The organism is Melioribacter sp. Ez-97 (genome assembly GCF_051488665.1).
Lineage (GTDB): Bacteria > Bacteroidota > Ignavibacteria > Ignavibacteriales > Melioribacteraceae > Melioribacter.
The window spans coordinates 82,000-107,043 of sequence record NZ_JBPSEG010000012.1 but is presented as its reverse complement, the minus strand read 5'-3'; the positions used below and the strand labels follow the sequence as shown (position 1 = coordinate 107,043).

Sequence of the window (25,044 nt, the reverse complement as noted above, 5' to 3'; positions counted from 1 at the left end):
TTTTTCGATTAATCAATATAATTTATTAGATTACTCTCCAAAATTTTCAAAATCCGATATCATCCTCGAAATATTTGAAAAAACAGACCAAAACGGAGATTTATTGTGGAAACATACCTGATATTCATAATAATACTTTTTGTGCTGGCTATATCCGATTTGATCGTTGGCGTTGCAAACGACGCCGTCAATTTTCTTAATTCCGCCATCGGTTCGAAAGTGGCTCCAAGGCATATTATTCTGGTAGTTGCCGGTTTCGGCGTTGTAGTCGGAACATTGTTTTCCAGCGGTATGATGGAAGTGGCGCGCAAAGCAATCTTTCATCCCGAAATGTTCTATTTCAGCGACGTTATGACGATTTTCGTAGCCGTTATGTTTACCGACGTTATTTTGCTCGATATGTACAATACTTTCGGAATTCCGACTTCCACAACCGTGTCTCTCATATCGGGTCTGTTGGGCGGAAGTCTTGCCGTATCTTTTATTAAAATTTCCGAAGCGGGACAAAGCATAGATGAAATCGGAAATTATATAAATACCGCGCGCGTATCGGGCATCTTCTCCGCAATATTCTTGTCCGTGCTTATTTCTTTTATAGCAGGCTCCGTAATACAATTTATCTCGAGATTGATATTCACATTTGACTATAAAGAAAGGTTCAGAAAATACGGCGCAATCTGGGGCGCGCTGGCTTTGACCGCAATTACTTATTTTATTTTTATCAAAGGAGCCAAAGGCACAACGTTTCTTTCTAAAGAAGACGTCGACTGGATTCTATCCCACACTAAAACAGTATTGCTGGCGAGCGTAATTTTCTGGACGGTCGTTTTTCAATTGCTCCTCTGGTTTACGAAGATTAATATTCTAAAACCGATTGTGTTGATCGGGACATTCTCGCTGGCGTTGGCATTTGCGGCAAACGACCTTGTGAATTTTATCGGAGTTCCGCTGGCTGGTTTGAATTCGTATCAGATAGCTTCGATGAGCGATAATCCTTTGAATATGACAATGGAAGCTTTGAAAGAGCCGGTCAAAGCAAATTCGGTTATTCTTGTTCTGGCGGGTTTTATTATGATCGGAACTCTCTGGCTCAATAAAAAAGCCCGCTCGGTTACGAAAACCGAGATTAATTTGGGAAGGCAGTTCGAAGGATACGAAAAATTCGAATCGTCGGCTCTTGCCAGAAACATTGTAAGAATCGGATTGAATGCCGGCTACACAATTAAAAAAATCATTCCGAAGAAATACCTGAAAAAACTGGATAAACGTTTCGACGTCAACAAAGCAGAATACATGAAATTAAAGAAAAAAGAACGTCCGGCATTCGACTACATCCGCGCTACGGTCAATCTGATGGTGGCAAGCAGTCTTATTTCGGTAGCCACGTCGTATAAACTTCCACTTTCGACAACTTATGTGACTTTTATGGTCGCAATGGCAACATCTTTTGCGGATAAAGCCTGGGGACGCGACAGCGCAGTCTACCGCGTTAACGGAGTATTAACCGTTATTGCAGGCTGGGTTTTTACGGCTTTTATCGCGGTTGCAATAAGCGGCGCTATTGCCGCGCTGATTTACTACGGAGGTGTTGCGGCGGTTATTATTATCTTTGCGCTTGTCGCCCTTTCGATTGTGCGCACTAATCTGCTTCATCGCAAGAGAGAAAAGAAAGTTAAAAAGGTCGAAGAATCGCTGCTCGAAGAAGAGAAAGCATTTCTGTCGAATTCGTTCAAAGAAAACCTCGACAATTATCTGAAAAACGTCGATAAAATTTATTCCGGAATCTGCACTGGTTTATCGGCTGAAAAACGGAATAAATTAAAAAAATCGAAAAAGCAAACTAAAGAACTGGAAGAAGAAAGCGCGGTTCTGATTAATAAACTGTTGTACAGCGCTCAATTTGTCGACGGATTGGAAGATAATGTCGAATTCGGAAAGACGGTAACGGCTATCGGCGACGCCGCCCAGAATTTAAGAGATATCGCCAAAGAAGCGTTCGAACATATCGACAATAATCACTCCGGACTAATTAAAGAACAAATAGAAGATTTGAAAGATTTAAAAGACGCTCTCGAGTCAGTCGTTAAAGCCTTCGACCCGGAGAAGAAAAAGAATTTTAACGACAGATATGAAAAAGCGAAGGATTTGATACGCAAGCTCGACAAAAGCCAGATTAAATATATCAAACAGGGAAAATTGAAAGCCAGGACGAACCTTTTGTTCCTTAATATTCTTTTTAAGACCGAAGACATTCTCGATAATCTGAAAGCGATAAATGAATTTCTGAAAAACGGCGAGAAAAAATAAATTCGAAATAAAGAAGTGAACACAAGGATAAAAAGATAACGTATCCTGAATAACTTCGGATAAATTAGGATTAGGTTTGAATTTTTAAGAAAAAAATCGTAATTAGCAATGTAAGTTAAAACTGATATGGGGCATATGGAGGCAAATAATCAGAAACTAAACGATTTAGCGTTCTATTTCCTGATGGGAATTCTGAGCGTAAGCGTAGTCTACATTATCGGCTATTTATTATACGATATATTAGTGGCGTAAAATACCTCTTTCTGAAAATCGAAAATTAATTTCGATATATAAATAAGAAAGGGGTGGATATGAGGAAATCAATCGGTTTCCTGTTGATTTTCCTTCTTCCGCTCGGGGCAAATTTCTATTCACAGGATCTCTCGCTCTGCGAATTCATCGGCAGAAGCAGCGGCGAAGTCATTAAAAAATTCGGCAAACCGAAATTCCACGACAAAAGCAATCCCGCTATGGAATGCATCTTCTACCAAAACAATAAAGCAAGAATGGCGTTTATTGCCGATAAAGACGGAATATTTCAAATACAGGTCGATTTTATGTACAACAACAAAGCCCAAGCTGATAAAGCTCTCGGCGAATTTCTCGACAAATGCGCTACGAAGAATCTTGAAGTCGATACTTTGAGCGCGGCGGATTATAAAATTACGGGCAAAGGAATCCGGATGGAACTGAGCATGTTCAACAATACTTATACGAAAAAATACGAAATCAAATTCAAAGCCGAGAAGACAGCCTGGAATTAAATTGCAATTTTAACACCCGTAGCCGCTTCGATCATTTCGGCGCTGACGTCCCAGAATTTTTTTCTCAAATTTTCGTCATGGCAGATTGACGAGGGACGCGCCTGCTTTTTATCTATAAAATAAGCCCCGGTTATATTTGCAACTTCTTCCGAATCGGCAAGATAGACCGAAGTTTCGGCTCCTTTTTCCAACGAATCTCCTTTAATGCTGAAACCCGCCCGCAACAGTTTTGTGTCGATTACTCCCGGGTGCAGCGCGTTTACCGTAATATTTTTGTTATTCAGACGTTTAGCCAATTCAATCGTAAAAATAATATTTGCCAGCTTCGACAGAGCGTATGCGCCGTAAGGGTCGTAATGAATTTCCGCGTTAAGATTATTCCAGTCGATCTTTCCGTTCTGATGAGCGATCGAACTGACGTTTATAATTCTGCCCGGCTCGGCGATGACGTCCGAAAGGAGATAAGTCAATAACATATGAGCCAGATGATTTACTGCAAAAGTTAGTTCGTAGCCGTCTCCGGTCAACACCTTCTTTTGCGAGTAAACTCCGGCGTTGTTGATCAGAACGTCGATTCGAGGGCAGCTTTGTTTAATTTCTTCGCTCAATTTTACTAAATTGCGGAGCGAGGATAAATCAGCTTGAATGCCGTCGATTTTAACTTGCGGATATTTCTTTTTGAGTCCTTCCACGGTCGTTTCGATACGCTTCTTGTCGCGGCCGTGAATAATTATATTATAACCTCTTTTTGCCAATTCGTCGGCGGTTTGTTTTCCGATTCCGTCCGTTGAACCTGTAATCAGTATTGTTTTTCCGTTCATATTCCACCGTATTTATTTTAAATGCAAATATAATAAGTTATCAGGACAATATATCTTTATGAAGAAAAATTTTTTATTAAATTCCGTAAGTGAAATAAAGAGATAATTTTGTATTTTTAATAAGACAATAATATTCTTTTCTCTATGATGGTGAATTTATGAGAAATATGACGGAAGAAGTGCTGATAAAAAAAGATATCGAACCGAAGACTCTGGAATCGCTGAAAAAAGCGAAACAAAAGTTTGAAGAAGTATTCGGCGATTCAAGGAACGCTGTCGGAATAACGGCTCCGACCGGATTGATGATCCTTGGCGACCACACGCATTATAACGACGGAATTTTGTTATCGGCGCCTCTGAATTCTTATACAACCGTAATTTTGCGAAAGAGAAAAGACTACGAAATAAAAATTTACAACGCAATTAACGGGACTTCGAGAGAATTTAATTTTTTTGAAATACCTGCGGAAACCGACGTTTATTTCAAATATGTGGTAGGTATTGTCCGGCTTTTGAAAGCCGATAATCTGATCAACAGAGGTTTCGAAGCGCTTTTTGTAAACGACGCTCCCGATTGTATCGGGCTGGGCAAATTCTCTTCGATACAAATAGGTTTCTTATGCGCGCTCAGGAAAGCGTTTCGCTTGAATACCGACGGATTATTGAATTACGTTCATAATAACGAACTCGAATTGCTGGGCAAAATTTCAAATGTCGCGCAGCACCATACAATCCGAAATTCCAAAAAGAATAAATTCTTTTTTATCGATTTGAGAACTTTGCAGGAAAAACAATACAACTACAATTCAGAGTACGACCTTGTTATACTCGACACGCGGAATAAAATTATCGATTCGCTGTCGATTTGCAACGAAAGAATTGAAGAATGCGAAATCGGCGTCAAAGGATTGAGACTTTATATCTGGGGCATCAAAAATTTACGCGACGTAAATCTGGAATTCTTGCTGAGACATATTCATATGCTGCCCCGAAGGATATTCAACAGAATTCTCTATAACGTGCGGGAAAGAATACGAGTTGAAGAAGCGATAGAAGCTCTGAAAAAGAAAGATTACAGAGCCTTTGGCAAAATAATATCGCAATCGCACTGGAGTTTGTCGGCGGATTACGAATTGAGCGACGATTCGTGCGATTTTATAGTGCGCAATTCTGAAAATATCGACTGCGTCTACGGCTCCAAAATGATAAGCTGCTCTCAATACAGAAGCACGTTTCAGCTCGTTAGAAAAGAATGCGCGGCGGATTATATCGATCATATTAAAAAATTATATAACGAAAAATTCAAAAAAGAGTTGATTGCATATCGCTTTCAACCTGCCGAGGGCATGAGAGAATACACTTCGAAAGATTTGGAAAAAATCTGAAGTGTGATACGAGGCGCTAACAAAATTTCGGCGACAAATTCAACTTGATTTTAATGAACCTTAATTATACATTTTCCCGTGAATTTTATGGAGAGTAAATGGATTATAACTTTTTCGACGGTTTCAGCTCCGAATACAGCGACGAAGAATTGAAAGAAAAAATCGAAGCCTGCAAAAACATCATTAACGAAGGTCGAATTCTTACGAATATTGATTTAATAGAAGATACCATTCAACTGTGCATCGACTACGATCTCGTAGAGGACGGACTATATCTTACAAACGCATTATTGCAGATTACGCCTTATAATTATGAAATCTGGCATTTTAAAGGCGTCTTCCTGAACAATATGTTCAGATTTACCGAAGCTTATAATTGTTTCCGTAAAGCTCTGTCGCTCAATCCGAACGACGTGGATACTCATATCAATATCGCCATTGCGGAAGACAATCTCGGCATGTTCGAAGAGGCGGTTGAGTCGCTTGAAAAGGCGCTCGCCATCGATCCTCACAACGAAGAAATACTCTATAATCTCGGAACGCTTTACGAAAAAAAAGAAAAATATTACAAAGCCGTCTCGTATTTCAAAAGGGCGGTTGAAAAAGCTCCCGACTATCTGGAAGTCTGGTACGAATTGGGATATTGTTATGAATCGATGGGCGAACTTAAAGACGCCCTTGCAGCTTACGAAATGTATCTTAACGGCGACCCGGAAAATTACGCCGGCTGGTACAATAAAGGAATCGTTCACCTTCGTCTGGAAGAATTCGAAAAAGCGATCAATGCATTCGAACTTTCGATCGCTCTTAAAGACGATTTTTCGAGTTCCTGGTTCAATTGCGGCTACGCTTACTATAAAACCGGCAAATATAAACAGGCGATGACCGCTTATAAGAAAGCTCTTAAAATCGATCCCGACGACGAAACCATTTATTACAATTTAGGGCAGACTTACGAGGAGATGGGCTCGATTGCAAACGCGATTAAATGTTATACCGAAGCCATCAATCTCGATCCGGATTATTACGAGGCGTATCTTGCCAGAGGAAATTGCTACGACGCTACGGGAAAATTCCAGCTGGCGCTGAGAGATTTCAATAAAGCAATTACAATAGCTTCGGAGCCCGTGGACGCCTGGTATGCAAAAGCCGACCTCGAATATTCGCTGGGTAAATTGAACGAATCGATCGAAAGTTATAAAAACGCAGTCGAAATAGATCCCGATAATTTTAACGGCTGGCTGAAACTTGCAGAAGCTTATTTCGAAGTGGGCAATTGGCTCGAGTCGCTGAAAGCTTACAAAGAATGCATCCGTATCGACAAAAATTACGCGCGAGCTTATTATTCGATTGCCAAAATAAATTTTCTGCTCAGTCATACTCAGGACGGAATCGAATTTCTCAAAAAAGCTTTTGAGCTTGATCCGAATATCAAAACCGAATTTACGAATGATTATCCCGAAATCAAATCTTCCAAGTTGTTCAATAAACTGATCGACGACAATAAATAGTTTCTTCCGACATGCAAACTCAAAATAAGTTCAATCATAATACAAAGATTATCGGAATCATAGGACACCCGATTAAACATTCGTTTTCGCCTTTGATGCACAATCTCGCATTCGAACTGACAAAGCTCAATTATATATATCTGCCTTTCGACGTGCCTCCGACGCTTTTAAAAGATTCGCTCAAAGGCATGATTGCTCTCGGCATAAAGGGTTTCAACGTTACAATTCCTCTCAAGGAAAAAGTAATTCCGCTGCTGAAGGATATTTCCGAAGAAGCTAATATTATCGGGGCGGTAAATACGATAGTCAACGACGAAGGCATTCTAAGAGGTTATAATACGGACGTTCTCGGCGTAATTGAATCCTTGAATCCTTATAAGGAAGAATTACAGAATTCCGTGGTTACTGTTATAGGGGCGGGCGGAGCAGCTCGAAGCGTTATCTATGCATTAATCAGACATTTCAAAGTGGAGCGGATTAATATTGTCAACAGAACGGAACAGATTGCCGAGTCGTTGAAAGAATATTTCTCTACCAAAATGCTGTTCAATAATATTAAAGCTTACCCGCTTGTGCCGCCGGATTTGGTCAATACGTTCAATTCTTCCAAGCTGATTGTAAACACCACATCGATGGGAATGTTTCCCGATATCGACGACGCAGCCACGACCATACCCGAATCTTTTAATAAAGAACAGATTGTTTTCGACGTTGTCTACACGCCGATTAAAACAAAATTGTTGAAATTAGCCGAGTCGCGGGGCGCGCGTATTATTACCGGATTGAGAATGTTTGTCGAGCAGGGAGCAAAGTCGTTCGAATTGTGGACGGGCGAAGAAATGCCGAAAGATAAAATTTACAAAGCAATCGAATCGTATTTGATAAATAATTAAAAAATGCCCCGCTGCTGAGCGGGGCGTTAAGTTTTTATAATTTTACTCTTTTCTGAGCTTCCTCTGCTACTTCCGCCGAAACTATAATTCTGCCGCACGATTCGCAGGAATAAAGCCGTTTGTTTTGTTTTATTTCCAATTGTCTTTGAGGCGGAACGATATTGTGGCAGCCCGAGCAGGCGGCTCTGTTGATAGTAGCGATGGCTTTGCCGCCGAGCGCTTTCCGGATTCTCATGTAAGTGTTGTAATCGGGTTTTCTTACTTTCGCCGCCGTTTTTTCACGGATTTCCTTTAGCTTTACTTCTTCTCTTTCGTTTGCTTTTATAATTTGCTTTAAATCGGCTTCTTTTACTTTGAGCTCTTCGTTAAGAGCGTCGAGCTGCGGTCTTATTTCTTCTATTTCGCCTTTGAGTTTTTCGATCAGGTTTTCGAGTTCTATGTTTTCTTCTTCGAGCTTTTTAATCAATTCCTCCGCATGGTCGATCTCTTTTGTGAGAGCGTCGTATTCTTTGTTGTTTCGCACCTGATAAAGCTGGCTTTTGAATTTTTTCAAATTCGTCCGGAGACGTTCTATTTCTTCGTCGTTGTCTTTTCTCTTTTTGAGGGAATCTTCCTTTTCGGCTTCTTTGGAGTTGATTTGTTCCTGTATTGCTTCGATTTGGGAAGTGAGTTCGTTGACGGCTGCGGGCAGATCTCCCCTCAACTCTTCGAGTTGGTCGAGTTGGTCGTCAATTAACTGTAATTCGTAGAGTACTGTTAATCGTTCTAACAAATTATTTATCTCCTTTATGTTTATAAAACTTTATCGGGTTTGTGCTGCGCGTGTATTTGTATACTTTAATTTTTTTGTCGTTTATAAATTTTTCAATCCTCTTTTTAACTTCGTCGAGTACAACAACCTCTGTTTCGTAATGTCCCGCGTCAATAAGATGGATTTTGTCGAGAGCGTCGTGAAACGTGTGATATTTTATATCGGCTGTAATAAACGCGTCCGCTCCCGAAGCAATTGCGCGTCCGAGAAGTTCGGAGCCCGAACCGCCGCAAACGGCAACTTTATGAATTTTTTTCTGATTCCCTTTTGAATATCTGAACGATTCGAGCCTCAGAGATTTTTTTACGTGTTCGTAAAAATCCGAAGGCGTCATCTCTGCAGGCAAATTACCGATACAGCCGGCTCCGAAATTTTCGTTTTCGTTTTTCAGCGGATAGATATCGAACGCCGGCGTTTCGTAAGGATGATGCCTGTCAATAACGTCGAGTATTTTCGGGAGGAGCCATCTTTCGGCAATCAATTCGAGCCGCATTTCGGATACTTTTTCGAATGAGCCTTTTTTCCCGATTACGGGATTAGAATTTTCGCTCCCACGGAACGTGCCTTCTCCTTTTAACCGGAAACTGCATTTTGAATATTCGCCGATAATACCTGCGCCCGTTTCGAACAATTTTTCTGAAAGCGTATCGACCGATTCCTCCGGCGCGAAAACAACGATTTTGACGCGATTCGAATCGGCATTCTGAAGAAATTCGATATTTTGTAGATTTAATTTTTTTGCAAGGGCGAACGATACGCCGCCTTTGGTAAAGTCGAGATTGGTATGAGCCGAATAGACCGTTAAGCCGTGTATTATAATTTTTTCAATCAGATTGTCTTTGTCGAATTCGAGTTTTTTAAGCGGGGTGAAAATAAGCGGGTGATGCGTAAAAATAAAATTGCATTTCTTTTTGATGGCTTCCGAAACAACGTCGCGATTCAGTTCGAGGCATATCAGAATGTTTTTCAATTCTTTGTTTCGGGAGCCAATTTGAATGCCGACGTTGTCTCTTTCCCAGGCGGCTTCCTTTGGCGCCCAGTCTTCAAGATATTTTATCAGTTCGCCTGTTTTCATATATATATATACAAAAAAAATGCACCCCGATTTTATTGGAGTGCATTTTTACCTTTAAGAATTATTACTGTACGACTCTGGTATTTTCGTTTTGTAACTAAATGTGTCCATAATTATGTACAAAAATATGATTTCCGGTCTTCAATTTCAATACCGTCTAAAAATTAATCTTTTTCGACCCAATTTCCGTCTTCTTTTATTAACTCGATCAATTCGTCAAGAGCGCGTTCCGACTTAATATTCTTTTTAACTATCTCTTTCCCGCGGTAGAGCGTAATTTTGCCCGGACCCGAACCGACATAACCGTAGTCCGCGTCTGCCATTTCGCCCGGTCCGTTTACGATGCATCCCATTATGGCAATTTTAACCCCTTTCAAATGTTCGGTTCGTTTACGGATTTTGTTCGTCACTTCGACAAGGTCGAACAAAGTTCTGCCGCACGAAGGACATGCTATATATTCGGTTTTGGATATTCTTGTGCGCGTGGCTTGCAATATGCCGAACGACAATCTGTTGATTAATTCGGCGGTCTTGCTTTCGCCTGTTTCCCCGGATGGAGAGATCCATACGCCGTCTCCCAGTCCGTCTATCAACAGAGCGCCCAAATCGGTCGACGAGTAGAGCATTAACTTTTCCGCATCGTCCGTAGAGTAGCTGCGGCGAATGACTACCGGATTTTTAATGTCGTTTTCAATTAAGTGAAAGAAGACCCTCCTCTGCTCTGCCATTCCGTGCAGATTACCGGTAGTTAAAACGAATATAATGCGGGGGTCGTTCTTGATGATTTCGAGCGATTTGTTTTTTATGTCGTTAATGTTGATTTCGACGAAATTCATCACAAACGATTTTGAAATCGCCTGAGCAAAGTCTTTCGCCGAACCGAAATAAGGAAAATATTCGGTTTTGTTTTCCGATTTTATCCATTCGTCGTAATCCAGAATCGGTTTGAGATTTGTCGGCAGATTAAAGGCGGGAATTTTTTTGCCAAGATAAATATAATCCGCGGATTGGTCGGAGTAATTCCATTTGTCAGTTTCGCCGTCGTATGAGTATCCGATCGGCTCGAGTTGACTTTCTTTATTTAAATCGACCGACGCAAAATCGGCAATAACTTTCGGAACGTTGGTGCCGCCGAAATCAGACACTTCAAAAGTTTCGCGCCGCTTGTAATTGAAGGGATCGATAACGGACTTTTTAATTGAAGGAATCGATTCGTGTCCGCTCCTGTCCGCATATCTTCCTGCCAGGGTAATTGCAACGGGTATTTCGTTTTCGGGTTCCTCCGTTAAAGAAACGCGAATCGTATCTCCTAAACCGTCTTCTAATAATGCGCCGATTCCCACAGCCGATTTGATTCTTCCGTCTTCGCCGTCCCCGGCTTCGGTTACTCCCAGATGCAAAGGATAATTGAACCCTTCTTCTTCCATTTTGTTTACGAGCAGTCGATAAGCCTGTACCATTACTTGCGGATTGCTGGCTTTCATCGAAAGGACGATATCGTGAAAATTTTCGTCTCGGCAGATACGGACAAATTCCAGCGCCGATTCCACCATTCCCAGAGGAGTGTCGCCGTAACGGCTCATTATTCTGTCCGACAGAGAACCGTGGTTGGTTCCGATTCGAATCGCAGTGCCGTATTCTTTGCAAATTTTAAGGAGCGGGACAAACCGGTCGCGTATTCTTTCGATCTCTTCCTCGTATTGTTTGTCGGTATATTCGATTCTCTGGAATTTCTTTTTATCCGCATAATTGCCCGGATTGATTCTCACCTTTTCTACAATGCGCGCGGCTGTTTCAGCCGCATTCGGAGTAAAATGAATATCGGCAATCAGCGGGGTTTTATATCCTCTCTTGCGCAGCTCTTTTTTGATATTTTCCAGATTGCGAGCTTCGTTAATGCTCGGCGCGGTAATACGAACGTATTCGCAGCCTGCTTCGATCATGCGAATCGATTGTTCGACCGTGGCTATTGTATCCATTGTGTCCGTAGTGGTCATCGACTGGACTCTGATCGGATTGTCGCCGCCGAGCGGAACGCCGCCGATATTAACTTCTCTCGTTTTATACCGTTTGTATCTCGTTGCGCTTACGCAATATTTGAATTTTTCTATATCCATTGATATTGTCATTTTTTAATTAAACCGACGAACGATTCGGCGAATTCGACAGCCGCTTTCGGGTCGCGCGCCGTTATTATGCGTCCGTCTGCGAAGACCGGTACGTCTTTATATTGAACTCCTAACGATTCGAGTTCGGGCTTGTCCGAAGGATAACAAACGGCAAAGTCGCCTAAGACTCCCGCATTCGCTAAAATTAAAGGCGCGCTGCATATTGCTCCGATCGGTTTATCTAACCGGTTAAATTCCTGAACAATTTTTATCAGTTTTTGATTCCCTTTATAGTTCCTGGCGCCTGAGCCTCCGACAATTATCAATCCTCCGAAATTTACCGGATGAATGTTGTATAATTGTATGTCGTTTTTTACTTTTAACCCCGAAGAACCGACGCAAATTCCCGTTGCATCCGAAGCAATAAAGAAATTAATCCGCTCCCGTTTGAGCAAGGACGTAATTGCGAGATATTCCTCTTCGCTGAAATCGGTTTGAGGGATAAATAATAACAGACTTTTCGGAATCAAAAAATTTCTTTCCATGATGGTTATCGCTAAAATAACAATATTAAAATTGACGGGCAATGTTGATTCGGTGCCGATTAAAGAATTAAGTTTACAGGAATGATAAGAAACGGTTTGTGGAAATGAGAATTCCCGACGCAAAGATAGACGAAATACGAAACGCAGCGGACATTGTAGACGTGATCAGCCGGGAAGTCTCTTTAAAGAAACGCGGCAAGAATTTCGTCGGGCTCTGTCCTTTCCATTCGGAAGACACGCCCTCTTTTACGGTCAGCAGGGAAAAACAGATTTATCACTGTTTCGGATGCGGCGCCGGCGGCGACCTGTTCCGGTTTATGATGGAATTCAAAAAAATCTCGTTCGTGGAAGCCGTTCAGGAAATAGCCGACTTTGTGGGAATTCCGATCGAGCCGGAAAGCGGTTATTCAGAAAAATATAAAGCACAGGAAGAACTCTACGACATTATGTCGGCGGCGGTCAGATATTTTACCGAAATTTTGCATAAAAGCAAAGAAGCCGAAGAAGCGAGAAACTATCTTGTCAAAAGAAACATCAAACCGCCGACGCAAAAACTGTTCAATATCGGGTTCGCTCCTTACGGGTGGGACAACTTTTTGACTTTTGCAAAACAAAACGGCATCGACCTTCAAAAAGCAAAAACGCTCGGATTAATCGATACGAAACAAAACGGCGAATATTACGACAAGCTGCGCGGTCGTATAATTTTTCCGATTCATTCGACCAACGGCAGAATTATTGCATACGGCGCGCGCATACTGGACGATTCCGAAAAAGCCGCAAAATATATCAACTCTCCCGAAACGCCGATCTATTCCAAAAGGGAAGTTCTCTACGGACTCTTTCACTCGAAAGAAGAAATACGCAAACTCGACAGAGCGATTCTGGTGGAAGGTTATATGGATTTGATTTCGCTCTTTCAGGAAGGAGTTCAAAACGTTGTCGCGTCGTCCGGCACTTCGTTGACAGAAGAACAGGTGACGCTGCTTTCGAGATTCACAAGGAATATTTATGTTTTATTCGACGCCGACGCCGCGGGTCAAAACGCGGCTTTGCGAAGCATCGAAATTCTTTTGAAACACGATTTCGACATTAAAGTGGTTTCGCTTCCGGAAGGCGAAGACCCGGATTCTTTCATCAAAAAACACGGGCGGGAAAAATTTCAGGAACAACTTCAAAAAGCTCAGAATTTTTTTGAGTTTACGACTTCCAAGTACGCATCGGAAGGGAAATTCGACGACCCGGCTACTTCCGCAGCTGCTTTGAGGGAAATTATTAAAAGTCTGGCTCTGGTTAAAGACGAACTGAAATTGAATTTTTATATCAAATCGATAGCCCGAAAATTCAATCTGCGCGAAAAACTGATCGAAAAAGAATTGGACGAATTTCGTAAGAACGCTTCCGGAAGAACGGAAACCAGAAAAGCCGCCGCGCCGGGTTACTCAAAACCGAATGTAACCGCCGCTCAAAAGGCAAATCCGTACGAACGCGAATTGGCGCGCCTTTTATTGAGCGGCAAAGAAGAGATTGTCGATTATATCCTCGAAAAAGTCGGCTCGGAATCTTTCAGCCATCCTAATCTGAAAAAGATTGCCGAAATCGTAGCCGAATGTCACAAGCAGAACAACGTTTCGACCGCCAATATTCTCGACCATATAACGGATGAGAATTTGAGAGAATTTTTACGGCTCTGGCTGATGAAGGACGAGCAGATATCGACTATCAGCGATAAATGGGATAATTTTTATATAAGCGGAAAACTCGAAAAAGACACGCTGGAACACGCAGTTCAAACCGTAAGAAATTACTTCGTCTATAAAATAGAAGAAGAAATAAAAAGCAACAACGAATTGATTCAAAAAAACAACGACGAAATGCTTCATCTGGAATTGCTTAAACGCAACAAGGAATTATACGAACAAAAGAAAGAACTGTTGAACAATTGAGCTGAAAAATGAATTACAATCCTTCCCTTTACGAAATTAACATTCGAACATTTCTGAAAAGATTCGGAGAAGACGCAACGCTCGAAAAGATACCGCGCGAGTACTGGCTGGAACTCCGATCCAAAGGAATCGATTACGTCTGGTTGATGGGTATCTGGAAAACATGCGAGGAAAGCGTCGACAAATATTGTTTTGAAGATTATCTGATAAAAAGCTACGACAAAGCGCTGGGCGACTGGCGCAGGCGCGACGTTATCGGGTCGCCTTTTGCAATCGACAAATACGAAATTAATCCCCGGCTCGGATCCGAGGAATCGCTGCTGAATTTGAAAAACGAACTCAATGATATCGGGATTAAATTAATTCTCGATTTTGTGCCGAATCATTTCGGAGCCGATACGAGCCTGCTCCGCGAAATTCCCGACATCTTTTTGAAAGCGGACGAATCGAATTACCTTAAAGACCCGCATACTTTTTTCAAACCATTCGATAACCGGGAAGAATATTACGCCCACGGCAGAGACCCGTTTTTCCCGGCGTGGCAGGATACAATTCAGGTGAATCTGCCGGGTCGTAAAGCCCGCAATTATTATATCGATATTCTCGGCAATATGACCCGGCTCTGCGACGGCGTTCGATGCGATATGGCTATGCTGGCTATGAATAACGTTTTCAAAAATACCTGGGCAGGCGTCTATAATAAATCGGAAGAAGAGTCGGATGTCGAATTCTGGGAAGAAATTATTGGAGCGGTGCGCTCCGTAAGGAACGATTTTATATTTATCGCCGAAGCGTATTGGGATCTCGAATGGAAATTGCAGCGGCAAGGCTTCGATTTTACGTACGACAAAAAACTGACCGACAGAATTATTGCGGGTTATGTGAAGGATATTCACGATCACCTGATGGCTGAGGAATCGTATCAAAAAAAATCCGTCAGGTTTATCGAAAATCACGACGAAGAAAGGTCGGTTACGCTTCTGGGCAAGGAAAAGGCGCTGGCAGCTGCCGTAATCATCAGCACTATCCAGGGAATGCGTTTTTATTTCGACGGGCAATTCGAAGGCAAAAAAATTAAACTTCCGGTGCAGCTCGGCAGAGAACCGGTCGAACCCGTAAACAATGAAATAAAAAATTTCTACGACAAGCTGCTAAGCATTGCGTCTTCGGACATACTCAAGAAAGGGAATTGGACTTTGCTGGAACCCGATCCCGCATGGGAAGGTAATTCAACTTATTTGAATATGCTCGCCTGGGAATGGACTTATCAACACAAAAATTGCCTGGTGGTTATTAATTTTTCGGATAAAACGTCTGCCTGCAGAATTAAGCTCGATTTGCGGGATTACGACGATGAAATTTTTCTCAACGATTTGCTGAACGATAAAGTTTACAGACGAAGTTCCGAAGAAATTATTATGCATGGTTTGTACATCGAGCTCAAACCGTATGCGTCTCATATTTTTATGTGGGAATAACCGCGGCGTTAATTCATTTATCATTTAAACCATTCGATTTTTAATTGAAATTAGCGCACACTTTATAATTTTGATTATAAAAATAATTTGTTACTTTTGTCATGTTGCTTATCATACTCTGCAGGGTGCTGTAATAATCGGTACGTTAGAAATTTCTAAAAAGGTGGGGAGATGGGAAGCAAACCGAGGGAGAATTTAATTTCAGAAAAAGGTAAATTCGAAACGCTCATATCTCTCTTAAATAATTTACCTGTTCCCGCTCTCCTGTGCAAAAAAAGACCCCGCAGAATAATAGCGGCAAACAAAGCCGCCGCGCGTATCTACGGCTATTCCTTGAAAAAAATTCAGCAGTTGAAATTCGACGATTTACTGCCGGATAAAAAAACTCCCGCCAAACACAAAACCCGTACGGGTAAAGTAATAGACGTAAAACTTGCCGAAGAAGAAATCGAACTTAACGGTAAAAAGTTTCTCTTAATTCAAGTATGCGACGTTACCCGGGAATCTCAGGCGTTCGATAAACTACTCCTTTCCGAAGAAAAACTAAGAACAACGCTCTACAGCATAGGCGACGGAGTTATCGTTACCGACGAAAAAGGACGCATTACGATTATGAATCCGGTCGCCAAAAAGATGACAGGATGGAAAGAAAAAGACGCCCGGGGAAGGAAACTCGATACTGTCTTCAAAATTATTAACGAATACAGCCGGAAGAAAGTCGAAAACCCTGTTAAAAGAGTCTTACGGGAAGGTATAATAGTCGGACTGGCAAATCATACGCTCCTTGTTTCGAAAGACGGAAATGAATATCCGATACTCGACTGCGCCGCCCCGATTAAAAACAGTCAGGGTAATTTGACGGGAGTAATTCTCGTTTTCAGAGATCAGTCCAAAGAAAGAGAAGCTCAAAGGAAAATTGAAGAAGCCAGTAAATTGTCAGAAGGTATAGTCGAAACAATCAGAGAGCCGCTCGTAATTCTCGACAAAAATTTCCGAATAATAAGAGCGAATAAAGCTTTCTATTCGACGTTTAACGCAAGTCCGGAAAATGTTGAAGGAAAAAACTTATTCGATATTGAAAATAAAGCCTGGAATATTCCCGAACTGAAAAGACTGCTCAAGAAAATTCTTCCGCAAAACACTTCGTTTAACGATTTCGTAGTCGAACATAACTTTCCGGGAATCGGCAAAAAAACAATGCTCCTCAATGCAAGAAGAATTTACAGGGACGGCAATAAAACGGATAAAATCCTTCTGGCGATCGAGGATATCACCGTAAGGAAAAAGTCGGAAGAAAAAATCAGAAAATACAACCGACTTTATGAAGTTTTGAGCAATATTAATCAATCGATTGTGCGCATTAACGACGAGGAGAAGTTAATAAAAACCATTACGGAGATAGCCGTTTCGAAGGGCGATTTTAAATTGGCGTGGCTTGGCAAGCGCGACGGAAACATACTCAAAGAAGCATCGAAAGCGGGCAGAGGCGAACTTTTCCCTTACGACAAAATCGACCTCGATAAAGCCGATTCCGGTTTGTTGAAAGACGTTTTGCTCAAGAAAGAAAAAAAGATAATCAATAATCCGAAGGAATATAAAAAAGACAAATATTTACGGAAAGCCGTAGACAACGGAGCGAAAGCGTGCGCCTTGCTGCCGATTACTCCAAATGACAAAACATGGGGCGCGTTAATTTTAGTTTCCGATCAGTGGGAATTTTTCGACGCCGACGAAATTAAACTCCTCGACGAATTGACGCTCGACATTTCATTCGCGCTCGATTACTACAGAAAAGAAAAAGAAAGATTAGCCGCCGAAAAAATCATTCGGGATAACGAAGCTCTTTACAGAACTCTGCTCGAATCGAGCGAGGATTCGATTTATCTCGTCGATCCCGAAGGCAATTATCTTTATATGAACAATAAATATCTTTCGAGATTGGGAAAAGCCCGCGGGGAAGTTATTGGCAAACATTATTCCGAATTCCATACTCCCGAAGGCACGGACGAATTTTCCGAAAGGATTAATTATGTAATTGCAAATAGAAAACCAGTTACTTACGAATACAGAAGCAGCCGCGACGGGCGTTACTTCATTCGCACTCTTAGTCCCGTTCTCGACAAAGTTCGCAATACGGTGAACGCCGTTACAATCATATCAAAAGATATAACCGAACGCAGGATAACCGAATTGCAGTTGAAAGAGAGCGAGGAAAAATTCAGGAAACTCGCCGAATCGACCAATACGGCAATCTTCATCTATAAAAACACAAATTTTGTCTATGCGAACAGAGCTACCGAAGTTCTTACGGGCTACGGTTCGGAAGAATTATACAAAATGAATTTCTGGGACGTTGTTCATCCCGACGACCGTGAATTGATTATCAAGAGAGGGATGGCGCGCCTCAGAGGAGAAAATGTGCCGTCTCATTATGAATTCAGAGTTCTCAGAAGAAACGGCGAAATTAGGTGGATAAGTTTTACCGCCACTCTAATTGAATATCAGGGAGATACCGCGGCAATCGGCACCGCATTCGATATTACCGATAAAAAGATTGCGGAAGTAGCTCTTAAAGAAAGCGAAGAACGTTTCAGGACGATTTTCGAAAACTTAACAGTCGGAGTTTACCGCGCGAGAATTGACGGCAGACTCATTATGGTGAATCCTTCCTTCGTTGAGATGCTCGGCTACGAAAGCGCGGAAGACGTGATGAAAAATCATACAATACGGGACTTCTGCGCGGATATCGATCGGCGCGAACGGTTCTATCGGATATTATTGGAAGAAGGAATCGTTTACCGCTTCGAAGAAATCTGGAAAAAGAAAGACGGAACGTCGATCAACGTAAAAGAGAGCGCAAGAGCGTACAGAAACGAAAAAGGCGAAGTCTCGTTTTACGAATGCGTTGTCGAGGATATCACAATTCATAAAAATGCGGAAAAGGAATTGATCCTTGCCAAAGAAAAAGCCGAAAAAGCTGACCGTTTGAAAACAAACTTCCTTGCCCAAATTTCGCACGAAATCAGAACTCCGATAAACGTAATCGTCAATTTCAACAATCTCATTAAAGAAGAAATTGAAAATTACGTAAGCGACGAAGTAATGGAAGGGTTCTCAGCCGTCGAACAGGCAAGCAGGAGAATTATCCGCACTATCGACCTGATTCTGAACGTCGCCGAAATTCAAACCAACGCGTACGAGCCGATTTTCAGAGAGATAAACATTAAAGAAGAAATTATCGATAATATTTTAAAGGAATATTCTTTTTACGCAAAGGAAAAAAATCTTGCATTGATCGAAACGGTAAATACGGATAATTACATAGCCAGATGCGACGAGTACTCGGTGTCGCAGATTGTTTCGAATCTCGTGGACAACGCAATCAAATATACCCCTTCGGGTAAAGTGGAGCTTGTTTTGAGCCGGAACGAAAAAGACCGGCTTGTTGTCGAAGTGAAAGATACGGGAATCGGTATGAACGAGGATTTTCTTCCTCAGCTTTTCAGACCTTTCACTCAGGAAGAATCGGGATATACCAGGCGGTACGAAGGCAGCGGACTCGGTTTGGCTCTTGTGAAATATTATTGCGATCTGAATAATATCGATATCAGTGTGGAAAGCAGGAAAAATCACGGCACAAAATTTACGCTTACATTTAAATAATATTTATTGTTTATTTTGGTCGGATAAATTCATAAATTTAAGGCATAATAAACGGAAGGAGAGAAATGAGCGAAGCCAGAAAACCCACGCTTCTGATTGTCGAAGACGATTACGAAAATCAGAAATTTCTTCAGCTCTTTCTTAAAAGAAAATTCGAAGTCGAAGTTTGCGACTCTGCGGAAACCTTCTACGAAAAAATGAAAGAAAAAAAGATCGACATTATTTTGATGGATATTTCGCTTAGAGGGAAAAAAGACGGTCTGCAACTCACAAAAGAATTGAGGGAATCCGAAGAATATAAAAATATGCCGATTGTAGGTCTCTCCGCCCATGTTTTTCAAAGGGACAAAGACAACGCTTACAACGCCGGCGTGGATATATTTCTTACCAAACCGATACAGAACAGCGTTTTGATGGAAACTTTGGTTAAAACTCTCGAGAAAAAGACAGGCATTAAAATCGAATAATTTTACAGAAGAACTTTTCGGTTTTTCGCTGCGTCTAAAGGGCACATTTTAAAGAGGAGTATCATGAAAAAAGTAATTTTTTTATTGCTTGTCCCATTCGTATGCTCATTCGGGCAATATTACCATACCGATACGGATTTTCACAAATGGTTCAGATGGCACAAAGGCTCGCCCATGATCGAACTAAATTACGGATTTGCATCACCTGAGCACAAAAAACTTCAGAAAGATTTTGCCGACTTCGGCGCGCTCGATATTAAGCTCGGTTATTCGCGGGTGGATACTTTCGAATTGAATGTTACGGAAGTGAGCGAAAAGTTTTTAACGGGCGGTAAAGTTTCTTCGAAACTGGTTGAAAACGAGGGCTTGGGTTATAAAGCCGACATCTGGAAATTCGGCTTTGCCAAAAGGGAAGGCTGCGGATACAGGTTCGAAAAAATCGGAATCGAACCGTACGTTCAGGAAGGCTTCCTCTGGTCGGATTTCAAACCGGAGCAACTAAACGTTGTCTCGTCGGATTTAATATACGAAGATATCGAATTGTTGAAACGATTCGAAGGGAGAATCCGTTTCGGGTCTAACGTCGAAACGGGTTTGAAATTAAGAATCGGCAGCCATCTGGCTCTTAATGCGGCGTATGAATACAATCAGATTTTCCCGCGTTATCTCTTCTGGAAACACATCGGCAGCATTGCAATCGAAGGCGCGGCGGGTAAATTGCTCGACGAATTTATTGAGGAAGCTGCATATTCTTCGCCTTACGCCGCTCCTTTGATTCATCTTTTGTTGAAGGGCGGACTATCGTATGCGTTCTATGAATTGAGAAAAGACAGAATGAACTGGCCTTTCGAAAGCGAATCCCCGATAAGCTACGCTGCGTTTAAATTAGGCGTTTCCTTTTCGTTTTAAAATAAAAAAGCCTTCTGTTTGGTTTTAAACAGAAGGCTTTTTGCATCATCGTTTTATTAATATTCGTTCCAGCTTTTAATTTCGAGAGCGTCGGGATTTTTATTTACAAGCGCTTCTGCCAGTCTCATTGCAAGCTGACGGTTCGTTATAAGAGGAATTTTATAATCGACGGCCGTACGGCGAATCAGGTAGTCGTTTGTAAGCTCTTCTTCCTGGAAGTTTTTAGGTATGTTGATAACGAGGTCGATCGATTTGGATTTAATTAAATCGAGAGCGTTCGATTTTTTACCGTTCAAAGGCCAATCGACAGTGTCGACTGCAATTCCGTTCGAGTGCATAAATTTTGCCGTGCCGGGCGTAGCGTAATATTTTACGCCTGTTTTCTGGAGTTGTCTCAATGGCTCGAGAAGTTCCGATTTCGATTCGATTGTACCCGAAGAAACCAGTATCGATTTAATCGGAAATCTGAAACCGACCGCTGTCAAAGCTTTCAGAAACGCCTCGTCGAAATCTTTGCCCAGGCATGCTACTTCTCCGGTCGAAGCCATTTCGACTCCCGTAGTCGGATCGGCTCCTTCGAGTCGCGTAAATGAAAACTCCGGCGCTTTTACTCCGACATAATCGTAATTGAACGAAAAGTCGTCCGATTTCTCGACTTTTTTGCCTACAATAACTTTCGTTGCGATATCGATAAAATTTTTCTTGAGCGTTTTCGAAACAAACGGGAACGACCTCGAAGCTCTAAGATTGCATTCGATCACTTTTACTTTATTGTCTTTTGCCAGGAATTGGATATTGAAAGGACCGTTGATATTAAGCGAACGGGCAATATCCGAAGAGAATTTTTTAATCTGACGCATCGTTTCGAGATACGTTCTTTGAGCCGGAAGCACAAGCGTGGCGTCTCCCGAGTGAACGCCGGCGTTTTCAACGTGTTCCGAAATAGCCGAGCAAACAATCTCGCCGTTCTGAGCAACCGCGTCGAATTCGAGTTCTTTTGCGTTAACCAGAAATTTCGAAATAACGACAGGATGTTCGGGCGACACGTCTACGGCTTTTTGCAAAAAGTTTGTAAGCTCCACGTCGTCTGTGGCAATTGCCATAGCGGCTCCGCTCAACACGTATGAAGGACGAACCAGCACCGGATATCCGACTTTGTTGGCGAATTGAAGAGCCTCGCCGATTGTCTTGAGCGCGCTCCATTCTGGTTGTTCTATTCCGAGTTTGTCCAGAAGGGCAGAAAATTTTCTGCGGTCTTCCGCGTTGTCGATCGACTCCGGCGAAGTGCCGAGAATCCGCACTCCTATTTTATGAAGCTTAAGCGCCAGATTGTTCGGCGTTTGACCGCCCATCGAAACGATTACTCCCCGCGCTTTTATTTGATTGTAAATTTCCCAGATTGTCTCCGTCGTAAGTTCCTCGAAAAAGAGAGCGTCGGACTGATCGTAGTCTGTGCTTACGGTTTCAGGATTGCAGTTAATAATTACCGATTTATATCCTTGCTCTCTCAAAGTTTTGCTCGTATTAACGCAGCACCAGTCGAATTCGACAGAACTGCCGATTCTGTAAGGACCGGAACCGAGTATGATAATACTGTTTTTCAACTTGAGCGTTGAATCGTGTTTCGAACAATTGTACGTAAGATAAAGATAATTTGTTTGAGCCGGATATTCGGCGGCTAATGTGTCGATATGCTGAATAAACGGATGAATGTCGTGTTTAACTCGGAGTTTATAAATGTCGTGCGCGTCTTTATCGAGTATGTTGGCAATTTGTCTGTCGGAAAATCCGTGCTGTTTGGCTTCCAAAAGCGCTTCTTTTGTTAAGCGGTTGGAGCTCCGGATTTTCTTTTCTATTTCGACGATGTTCTGGATTTTATAAAGAAACCATTTGTTTATATGAGTAAGATTGTGCACCCAGTCGACGGAATAGCCGCTTTTGAGAGCCTGGACAACGGCAAACATTCGCTCTTCGGTCGGATTGCTGAGAGCTTCTTCCAAATTATCGAATTCGATTTTGGTTCTGCTGGCAGTCAAGCCTTCGACTCCGATGTCGAGCATTCGCATTGCTTTTTGAATCGCCTCTTCGAATTTCCTGCCGATAGCCATAACTTCGCCGACGGACTTCATCGACGAACCCAGTTTCCTTTTGACCAATCGGAATTTCTTCAAATCCCAGCGTGGAACTTTAACAACAATGTAATCGAGAGCGGGTTCGAAAAACGCTTTTGTTACTTTTGTGATTGAATTCGGGAGTTCGTGCAGTCCGTATCCGAGAGCCAGTTTGGCGGCTACGAACGCCAGCGGGTAGCCCGTGGCTTTCGACGCCAGAGCGGAACTTCGCGACAGCCGGGCGTTAACTTCGATGACGCGATAATCGTGCGAATTCGGATCGAGCGCAAACTGAATGTTACATTCGCCTACGATGCCGAGGTGCCGGATTGTTTTAATTGCTATCTTTCTTAACTGGTGATATTCTTCGTTCGTCAATGTTTGGCTGGGAGCTACGACAATGCTTTCTCCCGTATGAATTCCCATCGGATCGATGTTTTCCATATTGCAAACGGTGATACAATTATCGTAACGGTCGCGCACAACTTCGTATTCGATTTCTTTCCAGCCTTCGAGATATTCTTCCACGAGAATCTGGGAAGTATAAGAAAGCGCTTTTGAAGCTAATTTTTCCACCTCTTTTTTATTGCGGCAAATTCCCGAACCGAGTCCCCCGAGCGCATAAGCTATTCGAATTATCACGGGGAAACCGATTTTCTTTGCATATTCAATCGCTTCTTCGGTTGAACCGACGGCTTTGCTCTGCGGAAATTTTACGTCGATTTCGGAAAGTTTATTGCAGAAGAGCTGACGGTCTTCGGTGTTTTCAATCGCTTCTATCTGCGTGCCGAGAACTTTTACTTTATACTTGTCGAGAATTCCTTGTTTGTACAGGTCGAGTCCGCAGTTCAATGCGGTTTGTCCGCCGAAACCGAGAATAATTCCATCGGGTTTTTCACGAGCTATTACGCGCTCCACATAATTAGCCGTAATCGGAAGCAGATAGACCTTATCGGCAAGGTAATCCGAAGTTTGAATGGTGGCGATGTTTGGATTAATTAAGATTGTATAGACGCCCTCTTCTTTGAGAGCTTTAATGGCTTGCGAGCCGGAATAATCGAATTCTCCGGCTTCGCCGATTTTAAGCGCCGAACTTCCGATAATTAATACTTTTTTGTATTTCATCTGCTTTCTTCTTTTAATTAAACATCTTTTAGAAATTCATCGAAAATGAATTCGGTATCGACCGGACCCGGGGTCGCTTCCGGATGAAACTGAACGCTTCTGAACGGCAGTTTTTCGTGAATCATTCCTTCGTTTGAATAATCGTTAAGATTTTCGAACCAGGGCATCCAGCCTTTGGGCAATGTTTTTGTGTCGACGGCAAAACTGTGATTCTGCGAAGTTACATAGCATTTATTGGAGCCGACAACTTTAACGGGCTGGTTTTGACTGCGATGTCCGTATTTTAATTTATATGTTTTAGCTCCCGCCGCCAGAGCAAGAATCTGATGACCCATACAGATGCCGAGAGTGGGCACCTGTTTCTGGATTAATTTGCGGGCGGTTTCTACAAGTTTTTTATACACAACCGGATTGCCCGGTCCGTTTGACAAAACAACGCCGTCGAAATCCTCGTTCGAAATATCGTAATCGTACGGAACTCTCAATACGCGGACGTTTCGGTCGAGCAGATTTGTTATTATGCTTTTTTTACAGCCGCAGTCGACAAGTAGAATTCTCTTTTTACCGCTGCCGTATTCGTATTTCTGTGAAATGGTAACTTTGGAAATTAAGTTGTCCGTGTCGGGATCGTAATAATCGACCGGTTTGTTGTCGGTTATAATTTTTCCGAGCAGCGTGCCGTGCTCGCGTAAAATTTTTGTCAGCCCGCGCGTATCGATGCCGTAGAGACCGGGGATATCGTACGCTTTGAGCCATTCGTCCAAACTTTGATATCCGTTCCAGTGCGAGTGTTTTTCGGAATGTTCCGAAACCACGATTGCTTCTACCTGAATTTTCTGCGATTCGAAATAGAGAGGCAGATCGTCCGAATCGTTTAATTGCGGCACTCCGTAATTGCCCACAAGCGGATAAGTGAATACGAGTATCTGACCTTTGTAAGAAGGGTCGGTCATTGTTTCGGGATAGCCCATCATCCCGGTGTTAAAAACAACTTCGCCCGCTGCATTTCTTCTGCTCCCGAACAGAAATCCTTCGAATACTTTTCCGTTTTTCAATACAAGTTTGGCTTTTCGTTTGGGCGTATTTTTTCTATCTTTCATAGTCTCGTGTATCTCCAAGTTATTT

At 42.2% G+C, this 25,044-nt stretch carries 17 protein-coding genes; 10 read left to right on the top strand and 7 right to left on the bottom strand.

Translation table 11 applies throughout. The annotated features are described in order from the left end of the window. The first annotated feature begins 105 nt into the window (after window positions 1–105). Window positions 106–2,307, top strand: coding sequence for an inorganic phosphate transporter (locus ACSSWA_RS12625; RefSeq protein ID WP_437356911.1), 2,202 nt, complete (start codon window positions 106–108; stop codon window positions 2,305–2,307). Window positions 2,308–2,618: 311 nt separating this feature from the next. Then, complete coding sequence (locus tag ACSSWA_RS12620) at window positions 2,619–3,071, top strand: hypothetical protein (RefSeq protein ID WP_437356910.1); 453 nt, start codon at window positions 2,619–2,621, stop codon at window positions 3,069–3,071. Here ACSSWA_RS12620 and ACSSWA_RS12615 read toward each other — a convergent pair. Continuing rightward, window positions 3,068–3,892 carry an SDR family oxidoreductase gene (locus tag ACSSWA_RS12615; protein ID WP_437356909.1) on the bottom strand — a complete coding sequence of 275 codons (825 nt, stop codon included), beginning with the start codon at window positions 3,890–3,892 and terminating at the stop codon, window positions 3,068–3,070. The genes ACSSWA_RS12620 and ACSSWA_RS12615 overlap by 4 nt on opposite strands. A 158-nt stretch (window positions 3,893–4,050) precedes the next feature. On the opposite strand from ACSSWA_RS12615, the gene ACSSWA_RS12610 reads away from it, so the two are divergent. The 3 genes from ACSSWA_RS12610 (at window position 4,051) to ACSSWA_RS12600 (ending at window position 7,681) form a co-directional block, all read left to right on the top strand. Then, entirely contained in the window at window positions 4,051–5,277 is a 1,227-nt protein-coding gene (locus ACSSWA_RS12610; protein ID WP_437356908.1) for a galactokinase, read from the top strand. A 98-nt stretch (window positions 5,278–5,375) separates the two neighbouring features. Beyond that, window positions 5,376–6,788 carry a tetratricopeptide repeat protein gene (locus tag ACSSWA_RS12605; protein WP_437356907.1) on the top strand — a complete coding sequence of 471 codons (1,413 nt, stop codon included), beginning with the start codon at window positions 5,376–5,378 and terminating at the stop codon, window positions 6,786–6,788. A gap of 11 nt (window positions 6,789–6,799) precedes the next feature. After that, window positions 6,800–7,681, top strand: coding sequence for a shikimate dehydrogenase (locus ACSSWA_RS12600; protein ID WP_437356906.1), 882 nt, complete (start codon window positions 6,800–6,802; stop codon window positions 7,679–7,681). Between the two features lie 34 nt (window positions 7,682–7,715). On the opposite strand, the gene ACSSWA_RS12595 is transcribed toward ACSSWA_RS12600, so the two are convergent. The 4 genes from ACSSWA_RS12595 to ACSSWA_RS12580 all read right to left on the bottom strand — a co-directional run bounded on the left by ACSSWA_RS12595 (window position 7,716) and on the right by ACSSWA_RS12580 (window position 12,220). Then, window positions 7,716–8,453 (bottom strand): zinc ribbon domain-containing protein, encoded by a 738-nt coding sequence (locus tag ACSSWA_RS12595; protein ID WP_437356905.1) that lies wholly within the window; start codon window positions 8,451–8,453, stop codon window positions 7,716–7,718. Window position 8,454: 1 nt separating this feature from the next. Further along, window positions 8,455–9,567, bottom strand: a complete 1,113-nt coding sequence (locus tag ACSSWA_RS12590; RefSeq protein WP_437356904.1) for a Nif3-like dinuclear metal center hexameric protein — start codon at window positions 9,565–9,567, stop codon at window positions 8,455–8,457. Between the two features lie 164 nt (window positions 9,568–9,731). After that, window positions 9,732–11,684: a (E)-4-hydroxy-3-methylbut-2-enyl-diphosphate synthase gene (gene ispG / locus ACSSWA_RS12585; protein WP_437356903.1), complete on the bottom strand. Its 1,953-nt coding sequence runs from the start codon at window positions 11,682–11,684 to the stop codon at window positions 9,732–9,734. An 8-nt stretch (window positions 11,685–11,692) separates the two neighbouring features. Beyond that, a complete protein-coding gene (locus tag ACSSWA_RS12580) occupies window positions 11,693–12,220 on the bottom strand; it encodes a DJ-1/PfpI family protein (RefSeq protein ID WP_437356902.1) in 528 nt (175 codons plus the stop codon). Between the two features lie 104 nt (window positions 12,221–12,324). On the opposite strand from ACSSWA_RS12580, the gene dnaG reads away from it, so the two are divergent. The 5 genes from dnaG (at window position 12,325) to ACSSWA_RS12555 (ending at window position 20,683) form a co-directional block, all read left to right on the top strand. Next, a complete protein-coding gene (gene dnaG / locus ACSSWA_RS12575; RefSeq protein WP_437356913.1) occupies window positions 12,325–14,166 on the top strand; it encodes a DNA primase in 1,842 nt (613 codons plus the stop codon). An 8-nt stretch (window positions 14,167–14,174) separates the two neighbouring features. Beyond that, the gene (locus ACSSWA_RS12570) at window positions 14,175–15,644 is read left to right on the top strand and encodes an alpha-amylase family glycosyl hydrolase (protein WP_437356901.1); all 1,470 of its coding nucleotides are present in this window, start codon (window positions 14,175–14,177) and stop codon (window positions 15,642–15,644) included. A 171-nt stretch (window positions 15,645–15,815) separates the two neighbouring features. Continuing rightward, complete coding sequence (locus ACSSWA_RS12565) at window positions 15,816–19,307, top strand: PAS domain S-box protein (RefSeq protein WP_437356900.1); 3,492 nt, start codon at window positions 15,816–15,818, stop codon at window positions 19,305–19,307. A gap of 65 nt (window positions 19,308–19,372) precedes the next feature. Then, a complete protein-coding gene (locus ACSSWA_RS12560; protein ID WP_437356899.1) occupies window positions 19,373–19,774 on the top strand; it encodes a response regulator in 402 nt (133 codons plus the stop codon). Window positions 19,775–19,837: 63 nt separating this feature from the next. Then, on the top strand, window positions 19,838–20,683 hold the full coding sequence (locus tag ACSSWA_RS12555; protein WP_437356898.1) for a hypothetical protein: 846 nt from the start codon (window positions 19,838–19,840) through the stop codon (window positions 20,681–20,683). Between the two features lie 56 nt (window positions 20,684–20,739). Here ACSSWA_RS12555 and carB read toward each other — a convergent pair whose 3' ends face one another. Together carB and carA are read right to left on the bottom strand one after the other, a co-directional pair. Then, entirely contained in the window at window positions 20,740–23,919 is a 3,180-nt protein-coding gene (carB, locus tag ACSSWA_RS12550; protein WP_437356897.1) for a carbamoyl-phosphate synthase (glutamine-hydrolyzing) large subunit, read from the bottom strand. Between the two features lie 17 nt (window positions 23,920–23,936). Then, complete coding sequence (gene carA, locus ACSSWA_RS12545; RefSeq protein ID WP_437356896.1) at window positions 23,937–25,019, bottom strand: glutamine-hydrolyzing carbamoyl-phosphate synthase small subunit; 1,083 nt, start codon at window positions 25,017–25,019, stop codon at window positions 23,937–23,939. Window positions 25,020–25,044: the final 25 nt, after the last annotated feature.